At 65.3% G+C, this 13981-nt stretch carries 13 protein-coding genes; 5 read left to right on the forward strand and 8 right to left on the reverse strand.

All coding sequences use genetic code 11. The features are described from left to right. Position 1: 1 nt before the first annotated feature. The 7 genes from ACYQ5L_RS38680 to ACYQ5L_RS38710 are packed head-to-tail and all read right to left on the reverse strand — an operon-like array spanning position 2 to position 7410. Positions 2-1114, reverse strand: a complete 1113-nt coding sequence (locus ACYQ5L_RS38680; RefSeq protein ID WP_459963204.1) for an MCE family protein — start codon at positions 1112-1114, stop codon at positions 2-4. Beyond that, entirely contained in the window at positions 1111-2220 is a 1110-nt protein-coding gene (locus tag ACYQ5L_RS38685; RefSeq protein WP_459963206.1) for an MlaD family protein, read from the reverse strand. Before ACYQ5L_RS38685 ends, ACYQ5L_RS38680 begins: the two co-directional genes overlap by 4 nt. Continuing rightward, positions 2220-3215 carry an MCE family protein gene (locus ACYQ5L_RS38690; RefSeq protein ID WP_459963207.1) on the reverse strand — a complete coding sequence of 332 codons (996 nt, stop codon included), beginning with the start codon at positions 3213-3215 and terminating at the stop codon, positions 2220-2222. Before ACYQ5L_RS38690 ends, ACYQ5L_RS38685 begins: the two co-directional genes overlap by 1 nt. Beyond that, positions 3212-4243 carry an MCE family protein gene (locus ACYQ5L_RS38695; protein WP_459963209.1) on the reverse strand — a complete coding sequence of 344 codons (1032 nt, stop codon included), beginning with the start codon at positions 4241-4243 and terminating at the stop codon, positions 3212-3214. The genes ACYQ5L_RS38690 and ACYQ5L_RS38695 overlap by 4 nt, the downstream gene beginning before the upstream one ends. Next, on the reverse strand, positions 4240-5712 hold the full coding sequence (locus ACYQ5L_RS38700) for an MlaD family protein (protein ID WP_459963210.1): 1473 nt from the start codon (positions 5710-5712) through the stop codon (positions 4240-4242). The genes ACYQ5L_RS38695 and ACYQ5L_RS38700 overlap by 4 nt, the downstream gene beginning before the upstream one ends. Positions 5713-5724: 12 nt before the next feature. Further along, entirely contained in the window at positions 5725-6588 is an 864-nt protein-coding gene (locus tag ACYQ5L_RS38705) for an ABC transporter permease (RefSeq protein ID WP_459963212.1), read from the reverse strand. Positions 6589-6591: 3 nt separating this feature from the next. Beyond that, the gene (locus ACYQ5L_RS38710; RefSeq protein ID WP_379193811.1) at positions 6592-7410 is read right to left on the reverse strand and encodes an MlaE family ABC transporter permease; all 819 of its coding nucleotides are present in this window, start codon (positions 7408-7410) and stop codon (positions 6592-6594) included. A 506-nt stretch (positions 7411-7916) separates the two neighbouring features. On the opposite strand from ACYQ5L_RS38710, the gene ACYQ5L_RS38715 reads away from it, so the two are divergent. After that, on the forward strand, positions 7917-8579 hold the full coding sequence (locus tag ACYQ5L_RS38715) for a S1 family peptidase (RefSeq protein ID WP_459963215.1): 663 nt from the start codon (positions 7917-7919) through the stop codon (positions 8577-8579). A 62-nt stretch (positions 8580-8641) separates the two neighbouring features. Here the strand turns inward: ACYQ5L_RS38715 and lppU are convergent, their stop codons facing one another. Further along, complete coding sequence (lppU, locus tag ACYQ5L_RS38720) at positions 8642-9268, reverse strand: LppU family putative lipoprotein (protein ID WP_459963217.1); 627 nt, start codon at positions 9266-9268, stop codon at positions 8642-8644. A gap of 116 nt (positions 9269-9384) precedes the next feature. On the opposite strand from lppU, the gene ACYQ5L_RS38725 reads away from it, so the two are divergent. The 4 genes from ACYQ5L_RS38725 to ACYQ5L_RS38740 all read left to right on the forward strand — a co-directional run bounded on the left by ACYQ5L_RS38725 (position 9385) and on the right by ACYQ5L_RS38740 (position 13975). Further along, positions 9385-10749, forward strand: a complete 1365-nt coding sequence (locus ACYQ5L_RS38725; protein WP_459963219.1) for a cytochrome P450 — start codon at positions 9385-9387, stop codon at positions 10747-10749. Between the two features lie 313 nt (positions 10750-11062). Beyond that, complete coding sequence (locus ACYQ5L_RS38730) at positions 11063-11968, forward strand: L,D-transpeptidase (protein WP_459963676.1); 906 nt, start codon at positions 11063-11065, stop codon at positions 11966-11968. Positions 11969-12194: 226 nt separating this feature from the next. Beyond that, a complete protein-coding gene (locus tag ACYQ5L_RS38735; protein ID WP_459963220.1) occupies positions 12195-13124 on the forward strand; it encodes a carbohydrate ABC transporter permease in 930 nt (309 codons plus the stop codon). A gap of 59 nt (positions 13125-13183) precedes the next feature. Next, positions 13184-13975, forward strand: a complete 792-nt coding sequence (locus tag ACYQ5L_RS38740; protein ID WP_459963677.1) for a carbohydrate ABC transporter permease — start codon at positions 13184-13186, stop codon at positions 13973-13975. Positions 13976-13981: the final 6 nt, after the last annotated feature.

Raw genomic sequence — 13981 nt, forward strand, 5'->3', positions numbered from 1 at the left:
TTCATCTGTGGCCCCCGTTGATCCGGCTGTACACGATCTGCAGCACCTGGATGAGGCTGCCCGCGAAGTCGGCGAAATCGTGACCGTCCGGGAACTTGCTATTGGCCGGATCGGTGATCAGGCCGATATCGAGCATGGTCAGCGTCGCCGCCACGGCGAGGGTATTGCCCTTGAACGAGGCGTCCACCGCGGGCCGCAGCTCGCTCAGCGCGTCCAGCGCCGGTCCGAGGTTGGCCTCGGTCTGCGAGAGCGCGTTCATGAGCTGGTGCACATTGTCCAGCAGGCTGGCCAGGTCCTCGGAGGTGGTGTTGGCGTAATCGCCCAGTGCCGCACTGGTGGTCGAGACCCGGGTGAGCAGATCGCCGATGGCCTGGTTGTTCTCGGCAATGGCGCCGATCATGGAGGGCAGGCTGTCGGCCACCTGGCCGAGCTGATCGTGATTGCCCTCGATGGTGGTCGCCAGCGTGCTGAACTGGGTGAGCACGGCGTCGATGTTCTGGCTGTTGTTGTTGAGACTGCCCACCACGCCGGTCATCTCGGTGAGCAGATGCGCCAGCTGCGGCCCGCGGCCGCCGACAATGGAATCCATTTCGGCGGTGAGCTTGGACAGCGCCGCGATGCCGCCGCCGTTGAACAGCAGCGAGATGGACAGCAGCAGTTCCTCGACGGTGGCGCCGGCCGAGGTATTGGTCAGCGTGTCACCGTCTTTCAGCAGCTGCTGGCCGGGCGCGTCCTTGGGTTTGGACACCGCCACGAAGACGTCGCCGAGCGGAGTCGCCTGGCGCAGTTCGGCGGTCGAGTTGGCCGGCAGTTCGATGTCATCGCGGATCTCCAGATCCACCACGGCCTGGAAGTTCTTGGTCTCGATCTTGGTGACCACGCCGACATCGGAGCCGCCGATCTTGACCTTGGCCTGATCGGGCAGGTTGAGCGCGTTCTCGAACACCGCGTGCACGGTGTAGGTGTCGTCGCCCGCACCGGGTTTGGGCAGCGGCAGGCTCTCCACGGTCATCCCGCAGCCCGAGGCCGCCAGGGTCGCGGTGACGGCCAGCGCCAGGGTGGCGCGCCGGGCTCGCCGGGTGATGCGCAGGTCGCGGCGGAATCGATTGCTCATCGCGTCAGTCCCAACATGGCCGCGGTCAGACCGAAGTCCGGACCCATATCTTCGATCTTTCCGGTCCGGCAGCCGTCGGCCTTCATCTGGATGCGCTCGCAGAACAAGCTGATGAGCTCACCCGACAGCGCGGTGCCGATAATGCCGTGCAGGCGGACGAAGCCCTTCTCCTTGTTGACCGATCGATCCAGGTTCTGCATGAGCAGCGGCGCCACATCGACGATCTCGATCACCCCGGCCGCATTGGCGCGCAGCTGGTTGGTGACATTGGTGAGACCGGTGAGCGTGCCGTTGAGCTGCTCGGAGTACTGCGAGAACGCGCCGGAGGTATTGCCCAGGAAGGCATTCAGCTGATCCAGCGTGGCCTGCAGGCCCGGGGCTTGTTCGGCGAGCAGGGTACTCATCTGGGTGAGCTTGTTGCTGAAGTCGCGCACCGACTGGTCGTTCTCGGCCAGCATGGTGGTGAGCTCGTTCAGCTTGATGATGATGGTGGCGACGGCATCCTTGTTGTCCACGCCCACCTTCAGCGCACCGGACAGCGAGTTCAGCACCTCGCGCATCTTCTCGCCATTGCCGTCCATCATCGGGTACAGCACCCGGCCGGACAGCGGGCCGATGCCCTCCTGTCCCTCTTGCGGTTTCAGCGCCGCGGCGAAGGCGTCGATGGTCTTGATCATCGTGTCCAGCTCGACCGGGGTCTTGGTCTGGCTGGTGGTGAGGTGCGCATTCTCCTTCAGCGTCTCCCCGCCGGTGTAGACGGGGCTGAGCTCGATGTGCCGGTCGGTCACGATGGACGGCGAAATCAGCGCCGCCACCACGTCCTTGGGGATCTTGATGCCCTTGTCCACGGTCATGTGGACCTCGACGTACTCACCCTTGGGGATGATCTTGTCGACCTTGCCGACCTCGAGCCCGAGCACGGTGATCGGATTGCCCTCGAACATGCCCGCGATATTGCGGAAGTCGGCGGTGAAGTGCTGAGTCTGCCCGGCAGCGTCCTTCACCCCGATCGGCACGATGGAGCAACTGCCCACTGCCAGCGCCGCCGCACCGATGAACGCGCCCTTGGCGATTCGGGCCAGTGTCGTCTTCGTGATCGCTCGCATTACTGGCACCCCTCGTTCACCTGCGCGAAGCACAGCCAGTTGTCCGGGAACAGCCACGGCAGGGCGACCTCGCCGTAGTTGCCGTTGCCGAAGACATTGTTGAAGGTCCGCACGGACACCGGCATGATCGACAGCATTCGATCCAGGTTGTCCTTGTTCTTCTGCAAGCCCTCGGCCATGGTCTGCAGCTGAATCAGGGTCGGGCCGAACTGATCGTTGTTCTCGGCGCCGATGGCCTGCAGCTGACCGCTCAGCGTGGCGATATTGTCCAGCAGCGAGCGCAGCAGGGCCTGCCGCTCCATCACCCGGTTGGCGATGGCCTCGCCCTGGGTGATCACCAGCAGCACGCTGTTGCGGTTGTCGCCCAGAATGGTGGTGACCCGGTCCAGGTCCTTGAGCAGCTGATCCACCGCGTCCTTGCGATCGTTCATGGTCTTGGCCAGCGCGCCGATGGAATCGAGGGCCTGCACGGTCAGCTGCGGGGTGTCGCCCAGCTGCTGATTGATCAGGTCGAGCGACTGCGCCAGCTTCTGCGTGTCGAGGGCCTCGAACTTGGGCGTGCCCTCCTGCACCACATCGGCCAGGTTGTAGGGAACGGCGGTATTGGACTTGGGGATTCGATCGCCCGGCAGCCCGGAGCCGTCGCCCGGCTCCAGGTCGACGAAGCGGGCGCCCAGTAGCGTCGCCATCTTGATGGCGGCGCGCGCGTCCGGGCCCAGCTTCACGTCATTGCTGACCGAGAGCGTGAGCAGGACGTGGTCGCCCTCGAGTTCGGCGCCGGAGACCCGGCCCACCGGGACGCCGGAGACGTCCACCTTGTCGCCGACCTTCACGCCGGCGGTCTGGGCGAATTCGGCCTTGATGGTCTGCTCACCGACCCCGAGCATGCGGAAGGTGCTGGAGAAGATGAGCAGGGCGACGACGAACGCGGCGCCGAGCACGCCGAGCCAGAAGTTGCGGTTGGAATCGAAGCGGGACTTGAGTTTCGCGATCATGGCCGGCACACCGCCGAGTGGGAGTTGCCGCCGATCTGGCTGAACAGACCGCGCGGGAAGAGGACACCGTAGAGCGAGACATCCAGGGAGCAGACATACGCATTGGCGTAGGTGCCGTTCTGGGTGAACTTGCCGATATCGGCGAGGATGGCGGGCAGGTCCACCGCGACCCGATCGAGCTTCTCGCCATTGGCGATCAACAGCGTCAGCGCATCGCGGGTGGCGTTCTGCGCCAGCGCCAGCTTCGGCTGGATCTGCCCGATCATGCCCACCAGCGCCGTGGTCGCGTCGGCGATCTGCACCGTCGAGGCCTGCAACGACTGACCCTGCGCATACAGCCCGCCGATCAAAGCGCGAGTCTGGGTCACCAACGTCTCCAACTCGTCACTGCGCCGCGCCAACCCCGACATCACACCGGACAAATTGGTGATCACCGACGACAGGATCGCATCGCGCCGCTGGAAGTCACCGGCCAGCGCCGCCGCCTGGGTGATGAACCCGCTCAACGACACCCCGTCACCCTGCAACGCCTGGATGAACGTATTCGACAGACTGTTCACCTGTTCGGGCTGCAGCACCTCGAACAACGGCTGGAACCCATTGAGCAGACCCGAGATGTCGAACGACGGCTCGGTCCGCTCCAACGGAATCGACGCATTGTTGCGCAGCGGCGTGTGATCGCCGCCCTTCTTGTCCGGGGCCAGCGCGATATAACGCTGCCCGATCAGATTCTGGTAGCGCACCAGCGCCTTGGTGTCGCCGAACAACGTCTGATCACGCTGCACGATGAAGGTCACCTTGGCATTGTTCTGCTTGTCCAGCTCGATGGACTCGACCTTGCCGACCCGCACACCCGCCATGCGCACGTCATCACCCTCGCGCAGGCCCAGCACATCGGAGAAAGTGGCCGAATAGGTATTGGTCGACCCTTCCACGGTGCGGGCCAAGGTATTCCAGATGACCGTGGTCACCAGAACCGCCACCACCGCGAAGAGACTGAAGCCGATCAGCGGTTTGCGATAGCTCACTTGGCCGCCCCGCTTTCGGTCACTTGCAACGTTCCACCCCTCAGAATCGAGCTCAGCAGCAGGTATTCACCCGCGGTGGGCTTGCGACCCAGCATCGCGATGATGGCCTGCTCGGTATTGAGCGAGATCGGCCCGGCCGCCGCGGGCACCGTGCCCTCCGGATTCGGCTTGGTCTCCGGCTGCGCCCCCGGCACCGTCGGCACGCCGAACAGGTTCGGGAACAGATCCTCGAGCGGGGTGCCCGAGAGCGGATTGCCCGGCTGCGCGCCCGGCACGGTGGGCTCGCCGGCATTGAGCCCCGGAATGACCGGGAAGCCGTCCGGCACCGGCAGATTCGGCAGTCCGGCCGCCGACTCCAGGGCCCGGGGCCGCAGCGATTCGGGCAGCACGCCCGGATCCGATTCCAGCGGCGCGGTGAAGCAGCTGGGGGCGGCCAGCTCGCCGTAGCGCGGGCAGTCGGCCCGCGTGTACGGCTTGTACGGGGTGAAGGTGAGGCCCATGTTCCACACCATCTGCTTCTGCGGACCCCAGTGGAAGGTGGTGGCCAGCGCGCGCACCGACTTGTTGAGGTTCTCGATGGCCTTCGGGATGGCGCTCGGATCGTCGGACATGGCGCCGAACAGCGCGCTGGTGCCGGTGGTGACTTCCTTGCCCACATCCGGATTCCGTGCGAACAGGGCGTTGACCTTGTCCACGGTGCCGGAGGTGCCCGCGATGAGCGAGATCAGCTCGGCGCGGCGATCGGAGATGGTCTGCGCGGTGCGCACCGAATCCGCCAGCACGCCCATGAGTTCCGGCGCGGACTGGTTCAGCGCCTGGAAGGCGGTGGAGAAATCGGTCAGCATGACGCCGAGATCCGGAATGGACTCGTCCACCGCCAGCAGCCACCGGTCCACCCGCTCGATGGTGGAGCCGGGCATGCGGCCGCTGCCGTCGAGCGCGTAGGACAGCGTGCCCAGCACCCGGCCGAACTGCACCGGATCGATCTTGCTGAGGATATTGCGCACCGTGGTGAGCGTGTCCTGCAGTGCGATGGTGCCTTTCGAGGTGTCCTCGGGGATCTGCGAGCCCTCTTTCAGGTGCGCGCCGTCGGGCCCGTTGTAGACCAGCTCGACCGAGGTGACGGCGAACAGGTTGGACGGCACCACGCGGGCGGTCACATTGGCCGGGATGCTGCCGGTGTACTCCGGCTTCATCTCGATGTGCACTTCCTGCTTCTCGCCCTTGGCGGCGACCGAGACGTCCTTGACCGCGCCCACCAGCACGCCGCGGAACTTCACATCCGCCTTCTCGGGCAGACCGTCACCGGTGGTGGTGAGATTCGCGGTGACATTGACCTTGTCGACGAACTTGCCCTGATAGCGCGCCATCAGGAAGCCCAGCACCAGGGCCATGACCGCGAGGCCGCAGATACCGGCAATGATCAGCTGCCGCATCGTCGGGCCGCGCCCGCTCGGATCGATGATCATCGTGTACGCCCCCTATCCCGAGATCCGGATGCCGGGGTCCACACCCCAGATGGCCAAGGTCATGAACAGGTCCGCGAAGACCACCGCGATGATGCTGAGCTTGATCGCGCGGCCCGCCGCGACGCCGACGCCTTCCGGGCCACCCGAGGCGAAAAAGCCGTAGTAGCACTGGATGAACGTGGTGATCGCAACGAACAAGATCGCTTTCAGCAAGGAGTACAGCACATCCTGGGGCACCAGGAACTGATAGAAGTAGTGCTGGAAGGTGCCTGTCGCGGTGCCGCCGATGAGCGCCACGGTCAGCGAGCAGGAGATGTAGGCCAGCGGCAGCGCGATGCAGTACAGCGGCACGATGGCGATCATGGCCGCGATCATGCGGGTGCTCACCAGATACGGAAGCGGGCGGATGGCAACCGATTCCAGCGCGTCGATCTCCTCGGAGATGCGCATGGCGCCCAATTGCGCGGTGAACCGGCACCCCGCCTGTGCCGCGAAGGCCAGGGTGGCCAGCATCGGGCCGAACTCGCGCGTGGTGGCGAAGGCGGAGATGGCGCCGGTGAGCGGGCTCAGGCCGAGCAGATTCAGCGAGGTGTGGCCCTGGATCGCCACGGTCATGCCGCCGAACGCCGACAGGATCAGCACCACGCCGATGGTGCCGCCACCGACAATGAGATTGCCGTTGCCCCAGGTCACATCGGACAGCAGCCGCCAGACCTCTTTGGGGTAGTGCTTGGCGGCCATCGGCATGGAGCCGACGGACCGCAGGAAGAAGAAGACCTGGTGGCCGACGCGCGCGATGAAGTCCACCGGCGACTGCGCGACACCCTTGATGCGCTGGAACGGCCGCAGCAGCGGCGGAACATACGTTGCTGACACGACTCAGACCATCTGTGGGGGGAAGAAGGAGTTGTAGAGCTGGGTGATGATCAGGTTGACGCCGAAGAGCATGACGGCGGACATGACCACCGCGGTGTTCACCGCGTTCGCGACGCCGCCCGGGCCGCCCTTGGCATTGAGCCCGGCGTCGCAGGCGATGATCGCGGCGAGCAGCCCGAAGATCAGCGATTTCAGCAGTGCCACAAACAGATCGAAGGTCACGGCGAACGAGGAGAAGGTTCCGACGTAGGAGCCCGGGGTGCCGCCCTGGGCGAAGATATTGAAGATGTAGCCGGTCAGGAAGCCGACGAAAACCACGAAGCCGCACAGCAGTACGGAGACCAGCATGGCCGCCCCGAGGCGCGGGGCGACCAGCCGGCGCATGGGATCGACGCCCATGACCTTCATGGCGTCGATCTCCTCGCGGATGGTGCGGGAACCGAGATCGGCGGTAATGGCCGAGCCGACCGCGCCCGCGATCATGAGCGAGGTGACCAGGGGCGCGCCCTGCTGGATGATGCCGAGGCCATTGGCCGCGCCAATGAACGAGGTGGCGCCGACCTGCCCGGCCACCGAGCCGACCTGGATCGAGACGATGACGCCGATCGGAATGGCCACCAGCAGGGTGGGGGCCGCGGCGACGCTGGACATGAACGCGCACTGCCGGATGAACTCGCCGAACGGGAAGCGCTTACGAAAGATGGCGATGAACAGCTCGGCCACCGCCGACACGCCCATGCCCATCATCCGGCCGCCGGTTTCGAGGGACCGCTTGGGATGGTCCTGCCAGTACTCCTTGGCCCAGTTCACGGCCGTATTCATCCGTGATTCCGTTGGGCTCCCCTGCCCACCCAGGCTTTTGGTCAACTGCACTGGCTACCCCTCTCGACGCCGGGAACCCGCCGCCGGCGACTGTTTGCTTGACGCACCTTACTACGGAGTTAGGAAAAACACATCACGCCCATGTGGTTCCGGTCATAGAGCCGGATCACTTTCGGCGTTCTGTTGTGAACAGCCACATCACAGTTGGTTTACAGCCCAAAGAACCGATCAACGATCTAGAACTCGTTCTAGTTTCTTCACCGAGCCATAGCAATCCGGTGTTGTGAACAACCGCCGGGTAAGAATTAATAGGAAATAATTTATCGGAAATCCGCCCGGCTCGAGGAATGTTCCGATAACTCCCTATCCAACTAGGTGAGCGAGCCCGGGAGCGGGAGGACACGGCTCGGCAACATGTGGCAGTACAACCAGCACCCGGGGACGAATACTGACAGGATGAGTGCAGCAACAGGTCGATTCGAGCGGCTTCCGACGTCTGGAGGGTCATGATCAGGAAACTTGCCGGGGTGGCCGGCGCCTTCGCCCTTGCGCTGAGCACCGTGCTGCTCAGCGCCGGAACCGCGAACGCCGAACCTTCGGCAGTCATCGGTGGTGGATCGGGGATCATCATCGACGATATGTACGAGTGCACCGTGACCACCATCGGTCACGACAATGCGGGCCGGCTCGTGGGTCTCACTGCGGGACACTGCGGCGATCCGGGCGCACAGGTCTACGCGGAGGCCGCGCGCGGCGCCGGGGAGATCGGCAAGTTCGTCTATTCCAACCACGAACTCGATTACGCGGTCATCCAGTTCGATCCGGACAAGGTCGTCCCGGTCAACCGCATCGGCAATGTGACCATCACCGGACTCGGCGGTCCGCCCGGATTCCCGATGATCGTCTGCAAGGAGGGCCGCACCACCGGCAATACCTGCGGGCTGTCCTGGGGTGACGTCTTCGGCTCCGGCATCGAGACCTGGAGCCAGATGTGCGTGGTGGAAGGCGATTCCGGCGCGCCGGTGGTCGTCGGCACCACGCTGGTCGGCATGGTGAACGCCTACCTGGCCATCGCCTGCTTCGGGCCCGAGGTGGGGACGAACATGTCCACCATCATGGAGAACATCAATGCGCGCGGCGGGATCGGTGCGGGGTACTACCCCATCTGATCGGGCCGAAAGCGCCGGAAAGGGGCGGTGATCCGAGGATCGCCGCCCCTTTCCCGTTGCCCCTAGAGCGTATTGACGCAGACGACGAACTTCCGTTCGTCGTAGGTGCGGCCCTGCTCGCCCAGAGTGCAGTCGTCGACGCTGGTGGTGTTCTTGACGATCTCCAGCACCTTCACGCCGTCGATGGCGGTGGCGCTGGTGCACTCGATCCGCTTCGGCATGGTGTCGCGGTCGCCCATATCGATGCAATCGCCGATCACCCAGTCGATATCCAGGCAGATCGCGCCGGTCTCGACGCCGGCGAGGGTCTCGTAGTACGCCTGGTCGACATCGGCCGGGCACTGATCATTGGTGCGGGCCTTGGCCACCACCTTGTAATTCGACTCCTTGCTGCCGCAGGTGGCCTTGGTGATGGTGGCGTCCTCGCTGGTGCCGCCCAGCTTCACGCAATCGCCGATGGTGGCCTGGAAATCGGTGTCCCCGCCCTTGTCGGCATTGGTGGTGGTGGGCGCGGCCTTGGTGGTGGGCCGGGATTTGGTGGTGGACGGGGTGGTCGCCGAGACCACGGCGGCCGAGTCGTTCGAGGCGATGGCGGTGCCGTCGACGGTGGTCCCGCAGCCCGCGAGCAGCAGGGCGACGGCGGAGATCACCGGAACGGCGATCCGGGCGGAGATCTGCTGACGCAACACAAGCAGTCCTATTTTTGATCTTCGGGTTTACGCGGACATGCTTACACGCCCTCACCGACAGCGTCGACCCGGTACTTCCACCGAACCGGGGGCCCGGCGACCTCGTATAGGAGGGCATGAGCACCGCTGCGGACGCCCGGCCCGCGCTCCGGGAACCACGGCTGGTCCCGCTGCACGCGCTGGCCGCCGGGATCGATTTCGGCCGCTACTTCCGGTGGCGGCACGAGCGCGACGGCGACCCGTTCCTGGTGCGGTTCCCGGGTTTCGGATCGGTGGTGTTCACCGGAACGCCGGAGGGGGCGCGCGAGCTGTTCCGGGCGCCCGCGGAGCTGCTGCGGCCGCCGCTGCCCAATCCCATCGAGCCCATGGTGGGCCCGGCCTCGCTCATCCTCTCGCGCGGGACCAAGCACCGGCAGGACCGGGCGCTGTTGGCTCCCGCATTTCATCGGAGCCGAATCAGCGCGTACGGCAACGTTATTCGCACGGCGGCGCGGGCGGAACTGGCCGGGGAACGCACGGGCGCGGCCTGGCGGCCCGGGACCAGAATCGATGCGAGGGCCGCTGCGCGCGCAATGACACTGCGCGTGATTCTGGCCGCGGTGTTCGGAATCGAAGAATCGCGACGGCGGGACGAATATACAACGGCAACAACGGAATTCTTGAACTCGTTCGGCGGGGCGCTGTTCCTGGTTCCGGCATTGCGGCGCAATTTGTACGGATTGTCCGGATGGCAGCGGTTCACCGCCGCGCGTGATCGTTTCGACGAACTGATCGACGGCGAAATCCGGCGCCGCCGCGCGAACGGCGACAACGGGACGGACATTCTCGGCCTCCTCCTGGATACGCGGTACGACGACGGCAGCCCCATCACCGAGTGCGACCTGCGCGAACAGCTGCGCACCCTGCTGGTGGCCGGGCACGAGACCACGGCAACGGCGCTGGTCTGGGCGCTGTACCGGCTGCACCGCACCCCGGAGACACTGGCGCGGTTGCGCGCGGAACTGGACACGGCCGGACCCGACCCGGATCCACTGGACCTTGTGAAACTTCCCAATCTGGATGCGGTATGCCAGGAGACGCTGCGCCTGCACCCGCCGGTGCCGATCGTATTGCGCAGGCTCACCGGCGATTTCGAGCTACGCGGCATCCGGCTGCGGGCGGGGGACACCATGGGCGTGGCCCTGCCGCTGCTGCACGCCGATCCGGCGGTATGGCCCGAGCCGGGGCGGTTCCGGCCCGAACGCTTCCTCGAACGCCGGTACGGCCCATTCGAATTCGCGCCCTACGGCGGCGGGCACCGGCGCTGCGTCGGGGCGACGCTGGCGGACTACGAGCTGCGGATCGTCCTGGCCGGCATTATCGGCACGGTGCGGCTGCGGCTTTCGCCGCGCTTCGCGCGCGGGCGGATACCGCTGACCGTGCCGCACAATATTGCGACCGGTCCGCGTGCGGCCATCACCTTCGATGTCCTCGAACCTTGATGCGTCCTCGAACCCCGATGCGCCATCAGTGATTTCGATCACAAGCAGGTTTGACCGGGGGTGCGCCCGGCGATCTGGCACGGTCCGGGACCACATTCCGACTCGCCGACCTGAACGGCGCATACGCATCACATGAAAGGCGTGCACCCGGTGATGTGACGCGTCGCACACCCGCAGGTCTGTATGCATAACTGCCAGAACGCGATTGGCACACCCCGCATCGCACTGTAGGAATGAGTGCGGGGTTGGGGCCTACCGCGGACCTTCGTGCGTCCGCACTCTGCGTGTGAACGAGGATCGGAAGGACCAAGCTGTGCGCATTACCCGCTACCGGAAGACGGGACTGATCGCCCTCGCCGCCATCGCGGCGACCGGAGCCGTGGTGGCAGCGCCGGCATCAGCGGCCCCCCTGTGGCCGGGTGGCCCGGAGGTCCCCGGCGTGCCCTCCGCCGTCATGCCGCAGCCCACTCCGGGCGATCTGCCCACCGCCCCCGGCGCGAACTCCCCGCTGCCGCCCGCCAACTTCACCGCGCCCAACATCACCCCCGGCGACGGCGAGGTGGTCGGCGTGGCGCAGCCGGTGATCATCAGCTTCAAGGAGCCGGTGACCGATCACGCCGCCGCCGAGAAGGCCATCCGCATCACCTCCACCAACAAGGTGGACGGCCATTTCTACTGGATGGGCGACAAGCAGGTGCGCTGGCGGCCCGAGTCGTTCTGGCCGGCCGGCTCGCAGATCACCGTCGAGGCGGGCGGCACCAAGGTCGCCTACGAGATCGGCGACGAGTTCATCGCCACCGCCGACGACACCACCCACCAGATCACCGTGACCCGTAATGGCGAGGTCGTGCGGGTCATGCCCACCTCCATGGGCAAGGTCGGGCACGAGACCCCGAACGGGACCTACATCGTCAGCGAGCGCAATCGCAAGATGATCATGGATTCCTCCACCTACGGCGTGCCGGTGACCGCGCCCGAGGGCTACAAGCTCGAGGTCGAGTACGCGACCCGCATGTCCAACAGCGGCATCTTCGTGCACGCGGCCCCGTGGTCGGTGGCGCAGCAGGGCAAGTCCAACTCCTCGCACGGCTGCCTCAATGTGAGCACCGAGGACGCCAAGTGGTTCCAGGAGAACGTGAAGCGCGGCGACCCGGTCATCGTCATCAACACCAATGGCGGAACCCTGAACCCCGCCGACGGCTACGGCGACTGGAACTGAGTCACCTGCGGTAATACTCGATGAGCCCCACCCTGAAACGGGTGGGGCTCATTTGCGTTGGCTATATCGACCGTGAAACAGACTGGGCGGATTTACCATTCGTCCCATGTCCGCGCCGTCCGCGGATGCACCCGGTGAACATACGGTTGCGCCCGCGCGCCGACTATTCAACCGCCAGGCATCCCACCGTTACCGGCTATTCGCCCGCAACCGACACAGTGCGCGGGTGAGATCGAGTCCCGAACGAGTACTGCCGCAGCCCCGCGGGCGCGGTTGGCGCGGCAGGCCCTGGCAGGATTACGCACTGTTCTTCGTGCTCGTCGCCCCGAATCTCGTACTGCTGTCGGTATTTGTCTATCGGCCGCTCATCGACAATATTCGGCTGTCGTTCTTCGACTGGAACATCTCCGATACCAACGCCACCTTCGTCGGCTTCGACAACTACACCGAGTGGTGGGGCCGCGACGACTCGTGGCAAGTTGTCAGCAATACCGTGGTCTTCACCATTGCCGCCGTCATCGGCAGTATGGTGCTGGGTTTGGCCCTCGCGCTGCTGCTGGACCGGAAGCTGTTCGGGCGCAATGTGGTCCGCTCCGCCATCTTCGCGCCGTTCGTCATCTCCGGCGCCGCCATCGGCGTGGCCTTCCAGTTCATCTTCGAACCCGGCTTCGGGCTGGTGCAGGACGTGCTGCACAAGCTCGGGGTGGAGAAGGTTCCGGACTTCTATCAGGACCCCACCTGGGCCATGGTCATGGTGACCATCACCTACCTGTGGAAGAACCTCGGGTACACCTTCGTCATCTATCTGGCCGCGCTGCAGGGCATTCGGCAGGATCTCATGGAAGCCGCCGAGATCGACGGCGCGAGCCGGTGGACCAGCTTCACCCGGGTGCTGCTGCCGCAGCTGCGGCCGACCACGTTCTTCCTGTCCATCACCGTGTTGCTGAACTCGTTGCAGGTGTTCGACATCATCTACACCATGACCCGCGGCGGTCCGCTGGGCACCGGCACCACCACCATGGTGGTGCAGGTCTATCGCGAATCCTTCGTCAACTTCCGGGCCGGATACGGCGCGACGGTGGCCACCATCATGTTCCTGGTGCTGCTCATCGTGACGCTGTTCCAGGTGCGCGTCATGGATCGGGGCGAACAGTGAAACTCGGTGCGGCCCGGCTCGATCGGGAAACCTGGGCGAAGATCTTCGGCTACGCGGCCATGGCGTGCGTGCTCGTCATCGTCGGCGTCCCGCTGTTCTGGATCGTGATCACCTCGTTCAAGGACCGGCCCGACATCTACGTGCAGCCGGCGGTGTACTGGCCCCGCGTCTGGCATCCGGAGAACTATGCCGACGCCACCACCACGCTGCCGTTCTGGACCTTCCTGCGGAACTCGATCATCGTCACCGGCGTCGTCTCGGCGGTGAAGTTCGTGCTCGGCGTGTTCAGCGCGTACGGCCTGGTCTTCCTGCGCTTCCCGGGCAAGACCGTGCTGTTCGTGGTGATCATCGCCGCCCTCATGGTGCCCAACCAGATCACCGTCATCTCCAACTACGCGCTCATCGCCCAGCTGGGCTGGCGAAACACCCTGCAGGGCATCATCGTTCCGCTGTGCGGCGTCGCCTTCGGCACCTTCCTCATGCGCAATCACTTCCTGTCGCTGCCCAGTGAGGTCATCGAGGCCGCCCGCATGGACGGCGCGGGCTGGTGGCGGCTGCTGACCCGGGTGGTGCTGCCCATGTCCGGGCCCACCATGGTCGCCTTCGCGGTGGTCACGCTGGTCAACGAATGGAACGAGTACCTGTGGCCGTTCCTCATGGCGGACGGTCCCGAGGTCGCCACCCTGCCGGTGGGCCTCACCCTGCTGCAGAACACCGAGAATCCCAGCGTCACCAACTGGGGACCGGTCATGGCCGGAACCATCCTCACCATGCTGCCGATTCTCGTCGTCTTCCTGGCACTTCAGCGTCACATGATCAAAGGCCTCACCTCCGGTGCGGTCAAGGGTTAACCCGGA

It is taken from the genome of Nocardia sp. IFM 10818, from assembly GCF_054655275.1.

What these genes read in the sequence shown, in the direction of transcription:
- ACYQ5L_RS38740 (WP_459963677.1), top strand. Translation starts at nt 13,184, where the DNA reads ATGGCGTGCGTGCTCGTCATCGTCGGCGTCCCGCTGTTCTGGATCGTG.
- ACYQ5L_RS38700 (WP_459963210.1), bottom strand. Translation starts at nt 5,712, where the DNA reads ATGATCATCGATCCGAGCGGGCGCGGCCCGACGATGCGGCAGCTGATC.
- ACYQ5L_RS38710 (WP_379193811.1), bottom strand. Translation starts at nt 7,410, where the DNA reads ATGAATACGGCCGTGAACTGGGCCAAGGAGTACTGGCAGGACCATCCC.
- ACYQ5L_RS38685 (WP_459963206.1), bottom strand. Translation starts at nt 2,220, where the DNA reads ATGCGAGCGATCACGAAGACGACACTGGCCCGAATCGCCAAGGGCGCG.
- ACYQ5L_RS38725 (WP_459963219.1), top strand. Translation starts at nt 9,385, where the DNA reads ATGAGCACCGCTGCGGACGCCCGGCCCGCGCTCCGGGAACCACGGCTG.
- ACYQ5L_RS38680 (WP_459963204.1), bottom strand. Translation starts at nt 1,114, where the DNA reads ATGAGCAATCGATTCCGCCGCGACCTGCGCATCACCCGGCGAGCCCGG.
- ACYQ5L_RS38715 (WP_459963215.1), top strand. Translation starts at nt 7,917, where the DNA reads ATGATCAGGAAACTTGCCGGGGTGGCCGGCGCCTTCGCCCTTGCGCTG.
- ACYQ5L_RS38690 (WP_459963207.1), bottom strand. Translation starts at nt 3,215, where the DNA reads ATGATCGCGAAACTCAAGTCCCGCTTCGATTCCAACCGCAACTTCTGG.